Annotated in this window: 16 protein-coding genes and 7 tRNA genes; 20 read left to right on the top strand and 3 right to left on the bottom strand. The window is 64.8% G+C overall.

What is annotated here, in order from left to right:
- Positions 1-247 precede the first annotated feature (247 nt).
- From cyoA to BX604_RS34150, 10 genes are all read left to right on the top strand, one after another.
- On the top strand, positions 248-1,135 hold the full coding sequence (cyoA, locus tag BX604_RS34105; protein WP_098555666.1) for a ubiquinol oxidase subunit II: 888 nt from the start codon (positions 248-250) through the stop codon (positions 1,133-1,135).
- Between the two features lie 3 nt (positions 1,136-1,138).
- The gene (gene cyoB, locus BX604_RS34110; protein WP_098555669.1) at positions 1,139-3,145 is read left to right on the top strand and encodes a cytochrome o ubiquinol oxidase subunit I; all 2,007 of its coding nucleotides are present in this window, start codon (positions 1,139-1,141) and stop codon (positions 3,143-3,145) included.
- A complete protein-coding gene (cyoC, locus tag BX604_RS34115; protein WP_098555671.1) occupies positions 3,145-3,753 on the top strand; it encodes a cytochrome o ubiquinol oxidase subunit III in 609 nt (202 codons plus the stop codon). Before cyoB ends, cyoC begins: the two co-directional genes overlap by 1 nt.
- Positions 3,754-4,086, top strand: coding sequence for a cytochrome o ubiquinol oxidase subunit IV (cyoD, locus tag BX604_RS34120; RefSeq protein ID WP_098555674.1), 333 nt, complete (start codon positions 3,754-3,756; stop codon positions 4,084-4,086). It abuts the gene before it with no gap.
- A gap of 345 nt (positions 4,087-4,431) precedes the next feature.
- Positions 4,432-4,764 (top strand): hypothetical protein, encoded by a 333-nt coding sequence (locus BX604_RS34125; RefSeq protein WP_098555677.1) that lies wholly within the window; start codon positions 4,432-4,434, stop codon positions 4,762-4,764.
- A 200-nt stretch (positions 4,765-4,964) separates the two neighbouring features.
- The gene (locus BX604_RS34130; protein WP_098555681.1) at positions 4,965-6,848 is read left to right on the top strand and encodes an extracellular solute-binding protein; all 1,884 of its coding nucleotides are present in this window, start codon (positions 4,965-4,967) and stop codon (positions 6,846-6,848) included.
- 52 nt (positions 6,849-6,900) lie between these two features.
- Positions 6,901-7,944 carry a microcin C ABC transporter permease YejB gene (locus BX604_RS34135; protein ID WP_098555683.1) on the top strand — a complete coding sequence of 348 codons (1,044 nt, stop codon included), beginning with the start codon at positions 6,901-6,903 and terminating at the stop codon, positions 7,942-7,944.
- 75 nt (positions 7,945-8,019) lie between these two features.
- Positions 8,020-9,117, top strand: coding sequence for an ABC transporter permease (locus BX604_RS34140; RefSeq protein ID WP_098555686.1), 1,098 nt, complete (start codon positions 8,020-8,022; stop codon positions 9,115-9,117).
- Entirely contained in the window at positions 9,114-10,736 is a 1,623-nt protein-coding gene (locus tag BX604_RS34145; protein ID WP_098555689.1) for an ABC transporter ATP-binding protein, read from the top strand. Before BX604_RS34140 ends, BX604_RS34145 begins: the two co-directional genes overlap by 4 nt.
- 128 nt (positions 10,737-10,864) lie before the next feature.
- On the top strand, positions 10,865-11,539 hold the full coding sequence (locus BX604_RS34150; protein WP_098555691.1) for a C40 family peptidase: 675 nt from the start codon (positions 10,865-10,867) through the stop codon (positions 11,537-11,539).
- Positions 11,540-11,649: 110 nt separating this feature from the next.
- On the opposite strand, the gene BX604_RS34155 is transcribed toward BX604_RS34150, so the two are convergent.
- Positions 11,650-12,576: a patatin-like phospholipase family protein gene (locus BX604_RS34155; protein ID WP_098555694.1), complete on the bottom strand. Its 927-nt coding sequence runs from the start codon at positions 12,574-12,576 to the stop codon at positions 11,650-11,652.
- A gap of 280 nt (positions 12,577-12,856) precedes the next feature.
- On the opposite strand from BX604_RS34155, the gene gltX reads away from it, so the two are divergent.
- From gltX to BX604_RS34200, 9 genes are all read left to right on the top strand, one after another.
- The gene (gltX, locus tag BX604_RS34160; protein ID WP_098555697.1) at positions 12,857-14,266 is read left to right on the top strand and encodes a glutamate--tRNA ligase; all 1,410 of its coding nucleotides are present in this window, start codon (positions 12,857-12,859) and stop codon (positions 14,264-14,266) included.
- A 127-nt stretch (positions 14,267-14,393) separates the two neighbouring features.
- Positions 14,394-14,469, top strand: a tRNA-Ala gene (locus BX604_RS34165).
- 138 nt (positions 14,470-14,607) lie between these two features.
- A tRNA-Glu gene (locus BX604_RS34170) sits at positions 14,608-14,683 on the top strand.
- 79 nt (positions 14,684-14,762) lie between these two features.
- A tRNA-Asp gene (locus BX604_RS34175) sits at positions 14,763-14,839 on the top strand.
- Between the two features lie 63 nt (positions 14,840-14,902).
- Positions 14,903-14,978 (top strand) — tRNA-Glu (locus BX604_RS34180).
- 80 nt (positions 14,979-15,058) lie between these two features.
- Positions 15,059-15,135, top strand: a tRNA-Asp gene (locus BX604_RS34185).
- Between the two features lie 64 nt (positions 15,136-15,199).
- Positions 15,200-15,275: transfer RNA gene (locus BX604_RS34190), tRNA-Glu, on the top strand.
- 79 nt (positions 15,276-15,354) lie between these two features.
- Positions 15,355-15,431 (top strand) — tRNA-Asp (locus tag BX604_RS34195).
- Positions 15,432-15,757: 326 nt separating this feature from the next.
- Complete coding sequence (locus BX604_RS34200) at positions 15,758-16,222, top strand: GNAT family N-acetyltransferase (protein ID WP_098555701.1); 465 nt, start codon at positions 15,758-15,760, stop codon at positions 16,220-16,222.
- Positions 16,223-16,246: 24 nt separating this feature from the next.
- Here BX604_RS34200 and BX604_RS34205 read toward each other — a convergent pair whose 3' ends face one another.
- Positions 16,247-17,128 carry an AraC family transcriptional regulator gene (locus BX604_RS34205; RefSeq protein WP_098555705.1) on the bottom strand — a complete coding sequence of 294 codons (882 nt, stop codon included), beginning with the start codon at positions 17,126-17,128 and terminating at the stop codon, positions 16,247-16,249.
- A 286-nt stretch (positions 17,129-17,414) separates the two neighbouring features.
- Here BX604_RS34205 and BX604_RS34210 point away from each other — a divergent pair, with 286 nt between their 5' ends.
- On the top strand, positions 17,415-17,828 hold the full coding sequence (locus BX604_RS34210; RefSeq protein ID WP_098555708.1) for a gamma-glutamylcyclotransferase family protein: 414 nt from the start codon (positions 17,415-17,417) through the stop codon (positions 17,826-17,828).
- 135 nt (positions 17,829-17,963) lie between these two features.
- On the opposite strand, the gene aceB is transcribed toward BX604_RS34210, so the two are convergent.
- A complete protein-coding gene (aceB, locus tag BX604_RS34215; RefSeq protein WP_098556550.1) occupies positions 17,964-19,556 on the bottom strand; it encodes a malate synthase A in 1,593 nt (530 codons plus the stop codon).
- Positions 19,557-19,569: the final 13 nt, after the last annotated feature.

Genomic DNA, 19,569 nt, shown 5'->3' on the forward strand with positions numbered 1-19,569 from the left:
GGCCGCATCGCACGACGATGCGGCCGTTGCGCGCACATCCATCGGAGCAGGTGCCGAGCGCACCTGCCAACTTCCGGCTGCGCGAAATCGCCCCGCGACAATCTGTCTCACGGCAGATTTTGCAATGATGATTTGCCGCATCCACCGGTTTTTCATCATGATCGCGCGACGTATGATTCGGCCACTTTCGTGGATCGAATGCGCATCGGGCATACGCTACGGATTCAATGACCCCTCGGGCTGTGTGATGAAAAGAAAAGCTTCAAAAGGCTGGACGGCGCTGATGTCAATCGGCGCGGCGCTGAGCCTGTCAGGCTGTAATTTAGATGTACTAAATCCGAAAGGAGGCGTCGGTGCCGCCGAAAAGGCACTGATCGCAACTTCGACGTGGGCGATGCTGATCGTCGTCGTGCCGGTGATCCTGCTCACGCTGTGGTTCGCGTGGCGTTATCGCGCGTCGAATCGCAACGCCACCTACGCGCCGAACTGGTCGCACTCGACCGCGATCGAAGTCGTGATCTGGACGGTGCCGACGTTGATCATCCTGTTCCTCGGCGTGCTCACGTGGAAGACCACGCACGAGCTCGATCCGTACAAGCCGCTCGAGTCGTCGGTGAAGCCGATCGACGTCGAGGTCGTCGCGCTCGACTGGAAGTGGCTGTTCATCTATCCGGAACTCGGCATCGCGTCGGTGAATCAGCTGGCGATTCCGGTCGGTACGCCGGTGAACTTCCGCATCACGTCGGATTCGGTGATGAACTCGTTCTTCATTCCGCAGCTCGGCGGCCAGGTCTACGCGATGGCCGGCATGCAGACGCGCCTGCACCTGATCGCCGACGAAGCCGGCGACTACGCGGGCACGTCGGCCAACTTCAGCGGTCGCGGCTTCTCCGACATGAAGTTCCGCACGCTCGCCGAGCCGCGCGAGCAGTTCGATGCATGGGTGCAGAAGGTCAAGGCATCGCCTGATCGTCTCGACGCGACCGTGTACGGCTCGGTCGCGCAGCCGAGCGAGAAGGCGCCGGTGCGCTACTTCTCGTCGGTCGATCCGCGGCTCTTCCACAACATCATCGCGAAATACAACGATGGCCACGTCCTCGATCTGAAGGACGCCGCCTGCGGCACGAAGGGGTAACGCATGTTCGGCAAACTCACACTATCGGCGATCCCGTTCGATCAGCCCATCATCATGGTGGCCGGTGCCTTCATGGGGCTGGCCGTGCTGGGCGTTCTCGCCGGCCTGACGATCACCGGCCGCTGGAAATGGCTGTGGACGGAATGGCTGACGACGGTCGACCACAAGAAACTCGGCGTGATGTACATCATCGTCGCGCTGATCATGCTGCTGCGCGGCTTCGCCGACGCGATCATGATGCGCATGCAGCTGGCGCTCGCGTACAACGCGCCCGGCTACCTGCCGCCGCACCACTATGACCAGATCTTCACGGCACACGGCGTGATCATGATCTTCTTCATGGCGATGGTGTTCATGGTCGGCCTGATGAACCTCGTCGTGCCGCTGCAGATCGGCGCGCGCGACGTCGCATTCCCGTTCATCAACTCGCTGTCGTTCTGGATGACGGCGGTCAGCGCGATCCTGATCAACATCTCGCTCGTGATCGGCGAATTCGCACAGACGGGCTGGCTCGCCTACCCGCCGCTGTCGGAGCTGCAGTTCAGTCCTGGGGTAGGGGTCGACTACTACCTGTGGGCGCTGCAGATCTCGGGTATCGGCACGCTGCTGACCGGCGTGAACTTCTTCGTGACCATCATCAAGATGCGCGCGCCCGGCATGACGCTGATGAAGATGCCGGTGTTCACGTGGACGGCCCTGTGCACGAACGTGCTGATCATGGCGTCGTTCCCGATCCTGACCGCGACGCTCGCGCTGCTCGGTCTCGACCGTTACCTCGGCATGCACTTCTTCACGAACGAAGCCGGCGGCAACGCGATGCTGTACCTGAACCTGATCTGGGCGTGGGGCCATCCTGAGGTCTACATCCTGATCCTGCCGGCGTTCGGCGTTTTTTCGGAAGTCATCTCGACGTTCTCGAAGAAGCCGCTGTTCGGCTACAAGACGATGGTGTACGCGACCTGCGCGATCATGGTGCTGTCGTTCCTCGTGTGGCTGCATCACTTCTTCACGATGGGCTCCGGCGCGAACGTGAACGCGTTCTTCGGCATCATGACGATGATCATCGCGATCCCGACCGGCGTGAAGGTGTTCAACTGGCTGTTTACGATGTATCGCGGCCGGATCGAATTCACGACGCCCGTGCTGTGGACGATCGGCTTCATGGTCACGTTCACGATCGGCGGGATGACCGGCGTGATGATGGCGATTCCGGGTGCGGACTTCGTGCTGCACAACAGCCTGTTCCTGATCGCGCACTTCCATAACGTGATCATCGGCGGCGTGCTGTTCGGCTATCTCGCTGGCTTCAACTACTGGTTCCCGAAGGCATTCGGCTTCAAGCTGAACGAGACGCTCGGCAAGGCTGCGTTCTGGTTCTGGCAGGTCGGCTTCTATGTCGCATTCGTGCCGCTGTACGTGCTCGGCTTCATGGGCATGACGCGTCGTCTGAACCACTACGACAACCCGGCGTGGCATCCGTGGCTGCTGATCGCCGCATTCGGCGCCGTGCTGATCGCGATCGGCATCGCATGCCAGCTGCTGCAACTGGTCGTCAGCATCCGCAACCGCAACCTGCCGGAGTACCGCGATACCACGGGCGATCCGTGGGGCGGCCGCACGCTCGAGTGGGCCACCACGTCGCCGCCGGCGGACTACAACTTCGCGGTGATCCCGCAAGTGCGCACGCTGGACGCGTACGCGGACATGAAGGCACGTGGCGATGCCCGTCCCGACCCGGCGTCGATCCGCGACATCCACATGCCGTCGAATACGTGTGCGGGTCTCGTGGTCGCGATCTTCAGCCTCGTGCTGGGCTTCGCGCTGGTGTGGCACATCTGGTGGATGGCGATCGGCGGCCTGGTCGGAATCGTCGCAACGCTCGTGATCTATAGCTCGCGTGACAACGACGGCTACTACATCCCGGCGACCAAGGTGCGCAAGATCGAAGAGAAGCAACCGGCGGTGCGCGTGGCCACGCGCGTCGACGACGTGGAACTGGAGGCCAACTGATGTTGCAGAAAACCTTGAGCGCAACCCTGCTCGAGCACGACGACCATCCGCCGTCGCACTCGGTGTTCGGCTTCTGGCTGTATCTGATGACCGACTGCGTGATCTTCGCGGCGCTGTTCGGGACGTTCGCCGTGCTGGGCAACCAGTACGCGGGCGGTCCGACCGCGAAGGACCTGTTCGACATTCCGGGCGTCGCGGTGGAAACCGCCGCGCTGCTGCTGTCGAGCATCACCTACGGCTTCGCGATGCTGGCCGCGTACAAGAAGCGCCGCGGCGCGATGCTCGCATGGCTGGCGGTGACGTTCCTGCTCGGCGCGGCGTTCCTCACGATGGAACTGCGCGAGTTCTCGCACCTGATCGCGGAAGGCGCAGGCCCGCAACGCAGCGCGTTCCTGTCGGCGTTCTTCACGCTGGTCGGCACGCACGGCCTGCACGTGACGGCCGGCCTGCTGTGGATGGTCGTGCTCGCCGGGCAGATCGTGCTGCGCGGCGGCGACCTGACCGATCGCGACCTGCGTCGTCTGACGTGCCTGAGCCTCTTCTGGCACTTCCTCGACATCGTGTGGATCTGCGTGTTTTCCTTTGTCTATCTTGCGAGCGTGATCTAAATGGCCCATTCGCATTCGTCTCAACTCGAAGAAGGCCACGGCAGCGTCGGCGGCTATGTCGCCGGCTTCATCCTGTCGGTGCTGCTCACGGCCGCATCGTTCGGCCTGGTGATGGAAGGCGTGCTGTCGCCGCACGCGTCGCTGATCGCGCTTGCCGCGCTCGCGCTCGTGCAGATCGTCGTGCACCTTGTATACTTCCTGCACATGAACGGTTCGTCGGGCCAGCGCTGGAACGTGATGGCGTTCAGCTATACCGTGCTGACCGCGGCGATCCTGATCGTCGGCACGTTGTGGGTGATGCACAACGTCAGCATGAACATGATGTCGCGCTGAGCGACGTCGCGGCGCAACGCGCCGGCCATGAAGAAGCGGCACGCGAGTGCCGCTTTTTTTTCGCCCGCGAAATCCGCACGCATCATTTCAATTGCATTTGCACGGTGAATCAGCGCCCGGACGCAGTATGATTCGACGCGAGTCCGGGCGAGATGCCCGGCGAGAAGCCCGGCGGGCGGGTTGGAGCGGTGCGCAGGGCGGTCGTCGGGCCGTCAATTGTTACAAGACGTTAGCGGGCGCTTCGCGTTGCGATGCCGCGCATCAGTTCTTACAAACTTGAAATATGCCGGGACGGCGCTTGCCGTTATAGTCGAATCACACATGACACAACTCAAAGAGGAATCCATGAAGACTTTGCGTGTTGCCTCGCTCTTGACCGGTATGACGGCCTTGCTCGTGTCGGGCGCAGCAATGGCGGGAGTCAATGTCGGGATCAACGTCGGCGTGCCGGCTCCGGTCTACGTCGCTCCCGCGCCCGTATATGCGCCGCCGCCGCCGGTCGTCTATCAGCCGGCGCCCATGTATGCTCCCGCGCCGGCGATCGTGATCGGCTGGCACGGCGACCGCTACTGGGATGGCCGCCGCTACTGGGGCCGCGACGAGTGGAATCGTCATCATGGCCGCGGCTGGGGCGGCGATCGCGGTCACGGGGACCACGGCCGTCACGGCTGGCACTGATCGACATGCCGCACGCGCGCGACGCGTGCGCGCTCGAGAAAAACCGCCTGTATGGCGGTTTTCTTTTGTCCGCGCGAATCGTGCGCGGGCGCTGCGGACGCGGTGGCTGCAGGCAAGAACTGCCGCGGGATGGCTCGACGTCGAATTGAATGGGTAGAATCGACCCTCGTTACACCCCTCAATCGACCGACAGGGCCTCTATGACGAAGGGTTCGCCCCGGACTGTCGCCGCGCGCATCCGCTTCGGCGCCGCTCATGCCGTACGGGTTGCCGGACGCACGGCGGCAGTATTGACAATGCAGGCGGTGCTGGCCGCGACGGCCGCGCACGCCGCGTATGCGATCGCGCAATACGGCGAGCCGAAATATCCGCCGGGCTTCAAGCATTTCGACTACGTCAATCCGGACGCGCCGAAGGGCGGCACGCTCGTGCTCGCCAACCCGAACCGGCTCACGTCGTTCGACAAGTTCAATCCGTTCACGATGCGCGGCAACGCCGCGCCGGGCATCGACATGCTGTTCGAGAGCCTCGCGACCGGCAGCCTCGACGAACCGGCGTCCGCGTACGGGCTGCTCGCCGACGACATCGCGATCGCGCCGGACCGCCGCTCGGTCACCTTCCATCTGAACCCGCGCGCACGCTTTTCCAACGGCGACCCGGTCACGGCCGACGACGTCAAGTATTCGTTCGACACGCTGAAGAGCAAGCTCGCCGCGCCGCAGTTCGGCGCGTATTTCGCAGACATCGCGAAGGCCGTGGTGGTCGACCCGGCGACCGTGCGCTTCGAGTTCCGCAGTGCGAATCGAGAGTTGCCGCTGATCGCCGGCGGCGTGCCGGTGTTCTCGCACAAGTGGGGCTTGCGCGCGGACGGCTCGCGCATCCCGTTCGACCAGCTCGCCTTCGAGCAGCCGATCGGCAGCGGGCCATACCTGATCGAGCGGTACGACAACGGCCGCACGATCACGTACCGGCGCAACCCGGCGTACTGGGGCGCCGACCTGCCGGTGCGGGTCGGCACCAACAACTTCGCGCGCATCGTCTACAAGCTGTACGGCGACGGCGTCGCGCGGCTCGAGGCGTTCAAGGCCGGCGAATACGACGTGCTCGTCGAGTACATCGCGCGCAATTGGGCGCGGCGCGACGTCGGCAAGCGCTTCGACAGCGGCGAGCTCGTGAAGCGCGAATTCCGCCAGCACAACGGTGCGGGCATGCAGGGTTTCTTCATGAACCTGCGCCGGCCGCTGTTTCGCGACGTGCGCGTGCGCCAGGCGCTCGACCTGGCGTTCGATTTCGAATGGCTGAACCGGCAGTTGTTCTACGGCGCGTACACGCGCCTCGACAGTTATTTCGCCGACACCGACCTGCAGGCGAGCGGCACGCCGGGCCCGGGCGAGCTGAAGCTGCTCGCGCCGTTGCGCGCGCAACTCGATCCGGCCGTGTTCGGCCCGATGGTCACGCAGCCCGACACCAATCCGCCGGGCTCGCTGCGCACGAACCTGCTGAAGGCCCGTGCGCTGCTCGCGCAAGCGGGCTGGACCTATCGCGACGGCGCGCTGCGCAATGCGAAGGGCGAGCCGTTCACGTTCGAGATCCTCGACGACTCGGGCGCGGCGATGGAAGGCGTCGTGACGGCCTACCAGCGCAATCTCGCGAAGCTCGGCATCGACGTGCGTTTTCGTACGGCCGACTATGCGCTGCTGCAAAAGCGGCTCGACGCGTTCGACTACGACATGACGACGGTCCGCTATCCGGGCGTGCAGGTGCCTGGTGCAGAACAGTTCTCGCGCTTCGACAGCAAGTTCGCCGACGAGCCGGGCTCCGACAACATCATCGGCCTGAAGTCGCCGGCCGTCGACGCGCTGCTGCATGCGCTCGGCGCCGCGCAGACCCGCGACGAACTGCTCGATGCGACACATGCGCTCGACCGCGTGCTGATGCACGGCTATTACGCGGTGCCGCAGTGGTACAGCGCCACGCACCGGATCGCGTACAAGCGCACGCTCGGCTATCCGCAAACGCTGCCGCTGTACTATTCGGCCGAGGGCTGGGTCGTGTCGACCTGGTGGGCCAAGCCCGATCACTGAAGCCTGCCGGCCCTTCGTTCAACCCAGCCTATCGTTCGCGAGTCGACGCCCTATGTGGAGCTACATCCTCAAACGCCTGCTGCTGATGATCCCGACGCTCGTCGGCGTGCTCACGCTCACGTTCGCGGTGATCCAGTTCGTGCCCGGCGGCCCCGTCGAGCAGGCCGTGCAGGAGCTGCGCAAGGGCGCGACGGAGCAGGGGGCGGCGCCGTTCGGCATGCGCGCGCATACGGGCGTCGACGCGCAGCAGCTTGCGCAACTGAAGGCACTGTACGGCTTCGACAAGCCGCCGCTCGAGCGCTACTGGCTGATGCTGAAGCGCTTCGCGCGCTTCGATCTCGGCGACAGCTACTTCCGGCACCAGAGCGTGTGGTCGCTGATCGTGCAGAAGCTGCCGGTGTCGATCAGCATCGGGCTGTGGACGTTCTTCATCACTTACCTGATCTCCGTGCCGCTCGGCATCGCGAAGGCCGTGCGCAACGGCTCGCCGTTCGATGTCGCGACGAGCCTCGTCGTGCTGATCGGCTATGCGATTCCCGGTTTCGTGCTCGGCGTGCTGCTGCTCGTGCTGTTCGGCGGCGGCTCGTTCTGGCAGCTGTTCCCGCTGCGCGGGCTCACGTCGGACAACTTCGACCAGTTGTCGCTGATCGGCAAGGTGCTCGATTATCTGTGGCACATCGCGCTGCCGATCACGGCGTCGGTCGTCGGCAGCTTCGCCGTCGTCACGATGCTCACGAAGAACGCGTTTCTCGACGAGATCCGCAAGCAGTACGTGCTGACCGCGCGGGCGAAAGGGCTCGCCGAGCGCACCGTGCTGTGGAAGCACGTGTTCCGCAACGCGATGCTGCCGCTGATCGTCGGCTTTCCGGCCGCGTTCATCGGCGCGTTCTTCACGGGCAGCCTGCTGATCGAGACGCTGTTCTCGCTCGACGGCCTCGGGCTGCTGTCGTACGAGTCGGTCGTGCGGCGCGATTATCCGGTCGTGCTCGGCACGCTGTACCTGTTCACGCTGATCGGGCTCGCGACCAAGCTGATCTCCGATCTTTGCTACGTGTGGGTCGACCCGCGCATTCAATTCGACAACCTGGAGCGCTGACATGAAACCGTCCGTTCGCACGCCGCTTGCCGGCGCGCCTGCCTGCATGCCCGGCGTCGCCGGGCGAGGTGCGCGATGAGTCGGGTCGCCATGTCGTCCCGCATCGACGCGGCGCGCGCACGCGTGTCGCCGTCTCCCGCGCGCCGCGTGTGGCAGCGCTTTCGCCAGCAGCGTCTCGGCTACTGGAGCTTCGTGATCTTCGTCATCGCGTTCGCCGCGAGCCTCGCGGCGCCGCTGTGGTCGAACGACAAGCCGCTCGTCGTCCGTTACGACGGCCACTACTATTTCCCGATGTTCCATGCGTACCCGGAGACGACCTTCGGCGGCGACTTCCCGACGCCGGCCGACTATCTCGATCCGTACGTGCGCAAGCGGATCGAGGCGCCGGGCAACTTCGTCGTCTATCCGCCGAACCGCTATTACTACGACACGCTGAACTATTTTTCGACCGTGCCGAATCCGGCTCCGCCGTCGCGCGAGAACTGGCTCGGCACCGATGCGCAGGGGCGCGACCTGCTCGCGCGGCTCGTGTACGGGTTTCGCGTGTCGGTCGAGTTCGGGCTGATCCTGACCGTGATCGGTACGCTGCTCGGGATTGCCGCGGGCGCCGTGCAGGGCTTCTTCGGCGGCCGCATCGACATCGTCGGGCAGCGGCTGATCGAGATCTGGAGTTCGCTGCCCGAGCTTTACCTGCTGATCATCTTCGCGTCGATCTTCGAGCCGAGTTTCCTGCTGCTGATCGTGCTGCTGTCGCTGTTCGGCTGGATCGTGCTGGCCGACTACGTGCGCGCGGAGTTCCTGCGCAACCGCACGCAGGACTACGTGCGCGCGGCCCGCGCGATGGGGCTCTCGAACTGGCAGATCATCTGGCGTCACGTGCTGCCGAACAGCCTCACGTCGGTGATCACGTTCCTGCCGTTCCGGATGAGCGGTGCGATCCTCGCGCTCACGAGCCTCGATTTCCTCGGGCTCGGCGTGCCGCCGCCGACGCCGAGCCTCGGCGAACTGCTCGCGCAGGGCAAGGGCAACCTCGACGCGTGGTGGATCTCGCTGTCGACGTTCGGCGTGCTGGTCGCGACGCTCCTGTTGCTGACCTTCATGGGCGATGCATTGCGCAACGCGCTCGACACACGGATCGCCGACTCGGTGCGCGCGGCGGGAGGCCAGCGATGAGCGATACGGCCGTATCGAAGCCGGGCGAACCGCTGCTGTCGCTCGAGCATCTGCATGTACGCTTCGGCGACACGGTGGCCGTCGACGACGTGACGTTCGCGATCGGCCGCGGCGAGCGCGTCGCGCTGGTCGGCGAATCGGGGTCGGGCAAGAGCGTGACCGCGCTGTCGATCCTGCGGCTGCTGCGCGATGCCGACGTGAGCGGCACGATCCGCTTCGCGGGGCAGGATCTCGCCGGCAAGAGCGAGCGCCAGATGCGCGGATTGCGCGGCTCGGACATCGCGATGATCTTCCAGGAGCCGATGACGGCGCTCAACCCGCTGTATACGATCGGCGCGCAGATCGGCGAGACGATCGTGCTGCACGACGGCGTGACGGCGAGAGAAGCGCGCAAGCGCGCGATCGCGCTGCTCGCGCGCACGGGCATCACCGAGCCGGAGAAGCGCGTCGACAGCTACCCGCACCAGTTGTCGGGCGGCCAGCGCCAGCGCGCGATGATCGCGATGGCGCTCGCCTGCCGGCCGCGGCTGCTGCTTGCCGACGAGCCGACCACCGCGCTCGACGTGACGATCCGCGCACAGATCGTCGACCTGCTGCTCGAACTGCAGCGCGAGGAGGCCGAAAAGCGCGGAATGGCGATCCTGCTGATCACGCACGACCTGAATCTGGTGCGGCACTTCGCCGAGCGGGTCGCGGTGATGGAGCACGGCAAGCTGGTCGAAAGCGGGCCGGTCGAGCGGATTTTCGCGGAGCCGGAGCATCCGTACACGCGGCGTTTGCTGAACAGCCGGCCGCAGCGCGCGGTCGCGCCGGTGATGCCGATCGCGCCGGTCGTGCTCGATGCGCGCCACGTCAGTGTGCAGTTCGCGCGCAAGCGGCCGGGCTTCGCGGGCTGGTTCGGCACGATGCCGGTGACGGCGGTCTCGGACGTCTCGGTGTCGGTGCGGCAGGGCGAGACGCTCGGCATCGTCGGCGAATCCGGCTCCGGGAAATCGACGCTCGCGATGGCGCTGCTCGGGCTGCAGAAGACGGCGCACGGCGAAATCGAATTCCAGGGGCGTGCGCTGTCGTCCTATCGCGGCCGCGAGCAGACCGCGCTGCGCTCGAACATGCAGGTTGTCTTTCAGGATCCATTCAGTTCGCTGTCGCCACGCCACACGATCGAGCGGATCGTCGGCGAGGGGCTCACGCTGCATCGCCCGGAATTGACGCCGGACGCGCGCCGCGCGAAGTCGCTTGCGGTGCTGCGCGAAGTCGGCTTGGACCGCACGGTGCTGCACCGCTATCCGCACGAGTTCTCGGGCGGGCAGCGCCAGCGGATCGCGATCGCGCGCGCGCTCGTGCTGGAGCCGCGCATCCTGATCCTCGACGAGCCGACTTCCGCGCTCGACGTGTCGATCCAGCAGCAGGTGCTGAAGCTGCTTGCGAATTTGCAACAGAAATACAACCTTGGCTATGTATTCATCAGCCACGACTTGGAAGTGATCGGCGCGATGGCGCATCGGGTCGCGGTGATGCAGGGCGGGGCGGTCGTGGAGTCCGGCGACGTCGTCGACATCTTCACGAAACCGTCACATCCTTACACACAAAAACTATTGAAAGCGGTCTGGAAAGCGTGATACCCGTCCAATGGTCTGACCATCTCGATTGTATTTTTTAATTTGTTTTGACAAACGATTACGCGCTGGCTAGTATCGACCGAAATTTTCCGCCAATCAGCTGATTTTTAAGCAAATTCCATCGACCAATGCAGCATCGATCCCTGACCCAGGCATGCGCGCGCACCATCGCCGGGCTGTTCATCGGCGCCCTGTTCGCAGCAGCTCCCGGCGCGTTCGCCGACGAAGTCAGCAGTTTTAGTCAAAATGTCACGAATTCGACCCAAATCGGCTCGAATTCCTCCCTCCAGCAGGCCAGTGCACAGCCGTCGAGCGGCGGCGCGAAGTCGTTCCTGTCCGGCATGGCGGGCAAGGCAGGCGACGTCGTCGTCAGCGCGCTCAACATGATCGGCGTGCGCTATCGCTGGGGCGGCAACTCCCCGGATTCCGGCCTTGATTGCAGCGGCTTCGTGCGCTACGTGTTCCAGGACACGCTTGGCATGTCGTTGCCGCGTCGCGCGGAAGAGATGAGCCGCGTCGGCGAGAAGGTCAGCATGAGCAACCTGAAGCCGGGCGACCTCGTGTTCTTCAACACGATGCGCCGTACGTTCTCGCACGTCGGCATCTACATCGGCGACAACAAGTTCGTGCATTCGCCGTCGACCGGCAGCACCATCCGCGTCGACGATCTCGACAACGGCTACTGGGAAAAGCGGTTCACCGGCGCGCGCCGGATCGAATCGGAGTTTCCGATGAAGGCTGACGATCTGCGCCAGCGCGTGCGCGCGACGATCGGCGACGATACCGCGAACGGCAACAACTGACGCTCGCCGGCAAACCGCCGGATCAAAAAAACCCTGTCACCGAAAGGCGGCAGGGTTTTTTGTTTTGGTGCGTGCGACGCGCGCCGCGCGGGGCGGCGCGCGTCGTCGCGTTACGCGGCAGCGACGCCGCGGGCCGCCGCGAGCTTGCGCTGCAGCTCGGGCATGATGCGCGCGACGGCTTCCTCGCCCGCGAGGATCGCCGCGTTGCGCTGATTGAAGTCGCTGCCGCCCATCGCCGCGAGGTTCGGGCGGATCACGACGTCCGCGTACTTGTCGAGCTCGTAGGTCTTGATCGTCTGCCCCATGATCGTGAAGGTCTGCAGCAGCATCTCGATCGGGTTGTTGGTCGCGGCGCCGTCCGGGCGCGCCGAGATGTCGACCGCGATCACGAAGTTCGCGCCCATCTTGTGCGCGAACGACGCGGGCACGGGGCTCACGAGACCGCCGTCGACGTACTCCCGGTTGCCGATCTTCACGGGTTCGAACACCGACGGCACGCTGCACGACGCGCGCACCGCGAGTCCCGTGTTGCCCTGCTGGAACAGGATCGGCTGGCCGCTCTGCAGATCGGTCGCGACGACGCCGAGCGGCCGGGTCATCTTTTCGATCGGCCGGTTGTTGAGCGCCTTGTTCAGGAAGTTCTGCAGCGCGACGCCCTGCAGCAGCCCGCGCGAGCGGAACGGCAGCGCCCAGTCGCTGATCGACGCCTGATCCATGTCGAGCGCGATCTTGTTGATCTGCAGGCCGCTCATTCCGGACGCGTACAACGCGCCGACCACCGAGCCCGCGCTCGTGCCTGCGACGATTTCGATCGGGATGCCGCGCGCCTCGAGCGCCTTCAGCACGCCGATGTGCGAGAAGCCGCGGGCGGCGCCGCCGCCGAGGGCGATGCCGATCTTCACGGGCTTCTCGTGCGATTGGGTGGTGTTCGCGGCGTTGTCAGGGCGGGACTTGTCGCCGAACGACGTGCAGGCGGCGAGGCTGGCGGACGCGCACGCGATCGTGAAGTGGCGGCGCGACAGGCGAGGGGACGACATCGAATGGTTCTCCGGCGGCTTGGCGGCGGGCCGTGCGGCCCGCGGCGGCGATTGGTTCCGAGCGGCCGTGCGGCGGGATCCGGGCGGCCGGCGCGGCGCCGGCTGGCGGCCGCGGCGCGCACATCATAAAGCAAGCGGTGCGCTTGGCGCGATGACCGGCGCGAGTATAATTCCGGCTTCTTTCCCGTTCCGGGCGCGGCCGGCCCCATTGCTGTCCGGGCTGTCGTCGTCGATCCCGCGTCGAATCATTCATGCGCCCCAGGCGTTCGAGTTACCGTTTATGACCCGTCCTGTCCGTACCCGCTTCGCGCCGAGTCCCACCGGCTTCATTCACCTCGGCAACATCCGCTCCGCACTCTATCCGTGGGCATTCGCTCGCAAGATGAAAGGCACGTTCGTGCTGCGTATCGAGGATACCGACGTCGAGCGTTCGTCGCAGGAAGCCGTCGATGCGATCCTCGAGGGGATGCAGTGGCTCGGCCTGGATTTCGACGAAGGCCCGATCTACCAGATGCAGCGGATGGACCGCTATCGCGAGGTGCTCGCGCAGATGCTCGAGAAGGGCCTCGCGTACCCGTGCTACATGTCGGCCGAGGAACTCGACGCGCTGCGCGAGCGCCAGCGCGAAGCCGGCCTGAAGCCGCGCTACGACGGCACGTGGCGTCCGGAGCCGGGCAAGGTGCTGCCCGAGCCGCCGGCCGGCGTGAAGCCGGTGCTGCGTTTCCGCAACCCGCTGACCGGCACCGTCGCGTGGGACGACGCGGTGAAGGGGCGTGTCGAGATCTCGAACGAGGAGCTCGACGACCTCGTGATCGCGCGTCCGGACGGCACGCCGATCTACAACTTCTGCGTGGTCGTGGACGACATGGACATGAACATCACGCACGTGATCCGTGGCGACGACCACGTGAACAACACGCCGCGCCAGATCAACATCCTGCACGCGCTCGGCGGCGAGCCGCCCGTCTATGCGCACCTGCCGACCGTGCTGAACGAGCAGGGCGAGAAGATGAGCAAGCGGCATGGCGCGATGAGCGTGATGGCGTATCGCGATGCGGGCTTCCTGCCGGAGGCCGTCGTCAACTATCTGGCCCGTCTGGGCTGGTCGCACGGCGACGCTGAAATCTTCTCGCGCGAACAGTTCGTCGAATGGTTCAATCTCGAGCACCTTGGCAAGTCGCCCGCGCAGTACGACCACAGTAAGCTGAGCTGGCTCAATGCCCACTACATCAAGGAAGCCGATAACGCGCGCCTCGCCGCGCTGGCGAAGCCGTTCCTCGACGCGCTCGGCATCGACGATGCGGTCATCGCGACGGGTCCGGCGCTCGACGCAGTGGTCGGCCTGATGAAGGACCGTGCAACGACGGTCAAGGAAATCGCGGAGGGCGCCGCAATGTTCTACCGTGTGCCGGCACCGGACGCCGATGCGCTCGCGCAGCACGTGACCGAGGCCGTGCGACCGGCGCTGGCCGATCTCGTCGCCGCGCTGAAGGCGGCCGACTGGACGAAGGAAGCGGTGTCCGCCGCGCTGAAGGCGACGCTCGGCGCGCACAAGCTGAAGATGCCGCAGCTCGCAATGCCGGTGCGTCTGCTGGTGGCAGGTACGACGCATACGCCGTCGATCGACGCGGTGCTGGTGCTGTTCGGTCGCGACATCGTCGTGTCGCGCATCGAGGCGGCGCTGGCCTGAGGTTCGGGCGTGCGCGAAGCCGTCGGCACGTGATGTCGCGGCGGCTTCGCAAAAATTTCGCTCGAATCGCAAAAAGGGTATTTACAAGTTCGAATTCGGTCCATATAATCTCATTTCTGTTCTGCAAGGGGGTATAGCTCAGCTGGGAGAGCGCTTGCATGGCATGCAAGAGGTCAGCGGTTCGATCCCGCTTACCTCCACCATCAGAACAAAAGATTGATTTGCGAAGCAGTGGTAGTAGTAATAAATGCTTCACAAAACGATTTAAAGCAGTTAGAATTTCGGCCTTCGCTGTTGACGATAAGTGAATAGCGAAAGTCAGACAGATCTGAAAAGATCATGTCCCCTTCGTCTAGAGGCCTAGGACATCACCCTTTCACGGTGAGTACAGGGGTTCGAATCCCCTAGGGGACGCCAGATTCAGCGGCGTTTCGTAGAAGTGTCGCAGCGCTGGCAGGACGTAATTGACGTCCTGTCGGTGACGGAGCAGAAAGCTGGAGCGGTAGTTCAGTTGGTTAGAATACCGGCCTGTCACGCCGGGGGTCGCGGGTTCGAGTCCCGTCCGCTCCGCCAGAACGAAGCCCGTTCAAGACGTTTTTGAGCGGGCTTTTGTATTAAAGATGTAAGCAGTACGTAGTCCCCTTCGTCTAGAGGCCTAGGACATCACCCTTTCACGGTGAGTACAGGGGTTCGAATCCCCTAGGGGACGCCAGGATTCAGCGGCGTTTCGTAGAAGTGTCGCAACGCTTGCAGGGCGTGAACGTGGTCCTGCAGGTGACGGAGCAGAAAGCTGGAGCGGTAGTTCAGTTGGTTAGAATACCGGCCTGTCACGCCGGGGGTCGCGGGTTCGAGTCCCGTCCGCTCCGCCAGAACAAGCCCGTTCAAATGAACGCTTTGAACGGGCTTTTGTATTAAAGATGTAAGCAGTACGTAGTCCCCTTCGTCTAGAGGCCTAGGACATCACCCTTTCACGGTGAGTACAGGGGTTCGAATCCCCTAGGGGACGCCAGATTCAGCGGCGTTTCGTAGAAGTGTCGCAGCGCTGGCAGGACGTAATTGGCGTCCTGTCGGTGACGGAGCAGAAAGCTGGAGCGGTAGTTCAGTTGGTTAGAATACCGGCCTGTCACGCCGGGGGTCGCGGGTTCGAGTCCCGTCCGCTCCGCCAGAAAATGAAAAAGCCCGCCTTGTGCGGGCTTTTTCATTTGCATCGTCCGTTGCGCTCGCTTGCGAGCGTGTGACTGCGGAGTGGAGGAAACCGCCTGCGCGGCTTCCGGCGGGACTCGAAGGGCTGCGCGTGCACGCGCAGCCGCGGCCTGCAGGATGTAGGCGAGTCCCGTCCGCTCCGCCAGAAATAAAGAAGCCCGCCCTGTGCGGGCTTTTTTATTTGTGCTTCAACGCGAGCGCCACCGTTGGCACCGCTACGAGAAATTCGCGATTGCATCCGCCGGCGACTGCGCTATCGTGGCGGGATGCGTTCTTGACCCCTGCGCGATGCTCGATCCGACCGACCTGCGATTGTTGTACCAGCTCCGGCCCGCGGAGCCTGGCGATTTCCCGTTTGCCGAAGCGCTGACGCACGGCAACATGGGCGGCTATTACAAGCGCCACGGGCTCGTCTGGCGCAGCGACCTGTTCTATGCGAGTTGGCGCGAATCCGAGAATTTCATTCTGGAGGCCGACGGCGAGCGTATCGGCGTGCTGCGCGTGACCGAGGAAGGCGATTCGCTGCATATCCGCGACGTGCAGATTGCGGCCGGCCATCGCGGGCAGGGCGCCGGCACCTACATGCTCGACATGTCGCATCGCTGGGCGCGTGCCCGCGGGCTGCACGAACTGCAGTTGCGCGTGTTCGTCGACAATCCCGCCGCACGGCTCTACCAGCGCATGGGCTACCGCGTCACCGGGCCGAGGCTGGCCCAGCTCGGGTCGATCCGTCACATGGTGCGCGCGGTCTGAGCGCGCCAGGATTCGGCGCGCTGCTCAGCGCCCGGTGCCGATCGCATCGTCGTCGGGCACTTCGTCGTCCGCAGCGATGCTGCCTTCCGGGCCGCGGTGTTCGTAGCCGCGCAGCATGAACGCGCGCGGGCTTTCGCCGAACGCGCGTCGGAACATCGCCGAAAACGCACTCTGGCTTTGGTAGCCGAGCTCGCGCGCGATATGCGACAGCGGCCGGCCCTGGTTCAACAGCGGGATCGCGCGCGCGAGCAGCGCCTGCTGTCGCCATTGCGAGAAGCTCACACCGAGTTCCTGTTTGAACAGTCGCGAGATCGTGCGGGTGCTCGCGCCGACCTCGCTCGCCCAGTGTTCGAGCGACTCCGCATGCGCAGGTTGTGCGAGCACCGATTCGCACAGCGTGCGCAGCCGTTTCTCGTCGGGCATCGGCACCGCGAGCGGCAGCGGTTCGGCGTGGCTCAGTTCGTCGAGCACGAGCCCGCACAGCAGCCGCTCGCGGGTGCTGCCGAGATCGCGCGCATCGAGCGCGACGATCAACTCGCGCAGCAAGCCCGTCACTTCGACGACCCGGCATGCGTCGAGCCCGTCCGGCACGATCGACTCGTCGATATACAGCGTGCGCAAATACGCCTCCTCGACGATCACGACCTCGTGCGTAATGTGCGGCGGCACCCAGATCGCACGGGACGGCGGCACCATCCACGTCGTCCCGGTCGTCGCGACGCGCAGCACGCCACGCGACGCGTAAGCGAGCTGCGCCCACGCGTGCGTGTGCAGCGGGATCCGGCGGCCGGCATCCACCTGCCGCGCGCGAACGCGCATCGGGTGAACGCGCGTGGGCGCGAACTCGGGCGGGATGTCGATCACGTCGTAGGGATTCGATGCGTCGGCTTGGACAGGCGGATTCATGGACGACTCGGGCGGCGCGGCGGCGATGCCGTTATTTTAGAAGGCGCCGCGCAGGCGCATGCGGCGGTTTTTCGGCCGATAATGCACCGTTCAAATGAACTTTGTATGGGGCCGCGCGAATTCGGGCGCGCAGCACGAGCCGGTGCCGGGCAGCGCCGCCCGTCGAAAAGAACCTTCGGGCCGCTGCGGCGGTCTATCGAGGTGGACGCATTTCGTGCGTTTTACGGGCGAGCGACGTGCACGCAGCGTCCGGCCCGGCAACACCTGAATCGAAGAGGAGAACCAGATGCGCTACGTATTCGTCTACGGCACGTTGAGAGCGGGAGAAGCCAACGACATCGGCCATGCGGCCACGCGGCACGGGATCGACGCGCCGACGCTGCTCGGTGCGGTCGCGCTGCCGGGCGCACTGTACGATTTCGGCACGTACCCGGGGATGATTGCCGGCTCGGCCGACCAGTCGCTCGTATGGGGCGACGTCTACGAGATCGACGAGCAGTTGATGCCCGTGCTCGACGAGATCGAGCGCGTCTATCCGGGCGTCGACACGCTGTTCCGTCAGGAACCGGTGAGCGTCGTACTCGGCGGCCGCGAGTACGCGTGCGTCTATTATCCGGTGGCCGCGCATGCGGTGGCCGACCGTCCGCGCATCGCGTCGGGCGACTGGGTCCAGCATCGGCGCGAACGGGCAGCCGCCTGAGCCTCGGTACGGCCGGCAACCAACCGCGCCGCAAAAAGAAAAAGCGCCCCGCGGGGCGCTTTTTTCATGCCGCCGCGCTGTACGGCCGGCGGGTCAAACGGCGAAGACCAGGCCCGGCAGGGCCCGGTCCGGCCGTCAGATTTCCTCGTACAGCGGCAGCGTCAGGAATTCGGTGAAGCCTTCCGACGTCGACATCTGTTCGAAGATCGCCGCGGCACGCTCGTACGGCTGCGTGTTGCCGCCGACCGAGCGCTTCACGTTGTCGAGCTCGACCTTCGCGTATTCGCGCACGAGTTCCGCCGTGACCTTGCGGCCGTCGTCGAGCACGCCCTTCGGCGAACGGATCCACTGCCACACCTGCGAGCGGGAGATCTCGGCCGTGGCCGCATCTTCCATCAGGTTGTGGATCGGCACGCAGCCGTTGCCGTCGAGCCATGCGCCGAGATAGTGGATGCCGACGTTGATGTTGTTGCGCAGGCCGGCTTCGGTGATCGGCGCTTCAGGCTGGAAGTCGAGCAGGTTCTTGCCTTCGACTTGCACGTCGTCGCGCTGCTTCGCGATCTGGTTCGGCCGGTCGCCGAGCACCTTGACGAATTCTTCCATCGCGATCGGCACGAGGCCCGGGTGCGCGACCCAGCCGCCGTCGTAGCCATCGGTCGCATCGCGCTGCTTGTCCGAGCGCACGCCGCCCATCGCCTTGTCGTTCGCTTCCGGATCGTTCTTGATCGGAATCAGCGCGCTCATCCCGCCGATCGCCGGCGCGTTGCGCTTGTGGCAGGTCTTCAGCAGCAGCAGCGCGTACGCGCGCATGAACGGCACCGTCATCGTGATCTTCGAACGGTCGGCCAGGCAGAAATCGCGGTCGTTCTTGAACTTCTTGATCGCGGAGAAGATGTAGTCCCAGCGGCCGGCGTTCAGACCCGAGCTGTGTTCGCGCAGTTCGTACAGGATCTCGTCCATCTCGAACGCAGCGAGGATCGTTTCGATCAGCACGGTCGCGCGGATCGTGCCGCGCGGCACGCCGACACCTTCCTGCGCGGCGACGAAGATGTCGTTCCACAGGCGCGCCTCGAGATGGCTTTCCATCTTCGGCAGGTAGAAGTACGGGCCCGAGCCGCGCGCGATCAGTTCCTTCGCGTTGTGGAACAGGAACAGCGCGAAATCGAAGATGCCGCCGGACACGCGCTGGCCGTCGACCGTCACGTGCTTCTCGTCGAGGTGCCAGCCGCGCGGACGCACGATCAGCGTCGCGACCTTGTCGTTCAGCTGGTACGACTTGCCGTTCTGCTCGAGCGAGATCGTGCGGCGCACCGCGTCCTTCAGGTTGATCTGGCCGTCGATCTGGTTCGTCCAGCTCGGCGCGTTCGAATCCTCGAAGTCCGTCATGTACGAATCGGCGCCCGAGTTCAGCGCGTTGATGATCATCTTGCGCTCGACGGGGCCGGTGATCTCGACACGGCGGCATTGCAGGTCGGCCGGCAGCGGCGCGACCTTCCAGTCGCCTTCGCGGATCGCCTTCGTATCGGCCAGGAAGTCGGGGCGCTCGCCGGCATCGAGGCGCTTGGTGCGCTCGACGCGGGCCTGCAGCAGCGCCTGGCGGCGCGGCTCGAACGTACGGTGCAGCGCTGCGACGAGTGCGAGCGCTTCAGGCGTCAGGATTGCTTCGTAACCCGGCTTGATTTCGCCGGTGATCGCCATGCCTTGCGGTAGCGTGATCGGGGTGCTCATGAGTCTCATCTCC

It is taken from the genome of Burkholderia sp. JKS000303, assembly GCF_002563755.1.
GTDB lineage: Bacteria > Pseudomonadota > Gammaproteobacteria > Burkholderiales > Burkholderiaceae > Burkholderia > Burkholderia anthina_B.

Bases quoted from the DNA above. Each gene is read 5' to 3' on its own strand.
- cyoA (WP_098555666.1), top strand. From the start codon at position 248: ATGAAAAGAAAAGCTTCAAAAGGCTGGACGGCGCTGATGTCAATCGGC.
- BX604_RS34125 (WP_098555677.1), top strand. From the start codon at position 4,432: ATGAAGACTTTGCGTGTTGCCTCGCTCTTGACCGGTATGACGGCCTTG.
- BX604_RS34150 (WP_098555691.1), top strand. From the start codon at position 10,865: ATGCAGCATCGATCCCTGACCCAGGCATGCGCGCGCACCATCGCCGGG.
- BX604_RS34155 (WP_098555694.1), bottom strand. From the start codon at position 12,576: ATGTCGTCCCCTCGCCTGTCGCGCCGCCACTTCACGATCGCGTGCGCG.
- cyoC (WP_098555671.1), top strand. From the start codon at position 3,145: ATGTTGCAGAAAACCTTGAGCGCAACCCTGCTCGAGCACGACGACCAT.
- BX604_RS34130 (WP_098555681.1), top strand. From the start codon at position 4,965: ATGACGAAGGGTTCGCCCCGGACTGTCGCCGCGCGCATCCGCTTCGGC.
- BX604_RS34140 (WP_098555686.1), top strand. From the start codon at position 8,020: ATGAGTCGGGTCGCCATGTCGTCCCGCATCGACGCGGCGCGCGCACGC.
- cyoB (WP_098555669.1), top strand. From the start codon at position 1,139: ATGTTCGGCAAACTCACACTATCGGCGATCCCGTTCGATCAGCCCATC.
- aceB (WP_098556550.1), bottom strand. From the start codon at position 19,556: ATGAGCACCCCGATCACGCTACCGCAAGGCATGGCGATCACCGGCGAA.
- BX604_RS34210 (WP_098555708.1), top strand. From the start codon at position 17,415: ATGCGCTACGTATTCGTCTACGGCACGTTGAGAGCGGGAGAAGCCAAC.
- BX604_RS34205 (WP_098555705.1), bottom strand. From the start codon at position 17,128: ATGAATCCGCCTGTCCAAGCCGACGCATCGAATCCCTACGACGTGATC.
- BX604_RS34200 (WP_098555701.1), top strand. From the start codon at position 15,758: ATGCTCGATCCGACCGACCTGCGATTGTTGTACCAGCTCCGGCCCGCG.
- gltX (WP_098555697.1), top strand. From the start codon at position 12,857: ATGACCCGTCCTGTCCGTACCCGCTTCGCGCCGAGTCCCACCGGCTTC.
- BX604_RS34135 (WP_098555683.1), top strand. From the start codon at position 6,901: ATGTGGAGCTACATCCTCAAACGCCTGCTGCTGATGATCCCGACGCTC.
- cyoD (WP_098555674.1), top strand. From the start codon at position 3,754: ATGGCCCATTCGCATTCGTCTCAACTCGAAGAAGGCCACGGCAGCGTC.
- BX604_RS34145 (WP_098555689.1), top strand. From the start codon at position 9,114: ATGAGCGATACGGCCGTATCGAAGCCGGGCGAACCGCTGCTGTCGCTC.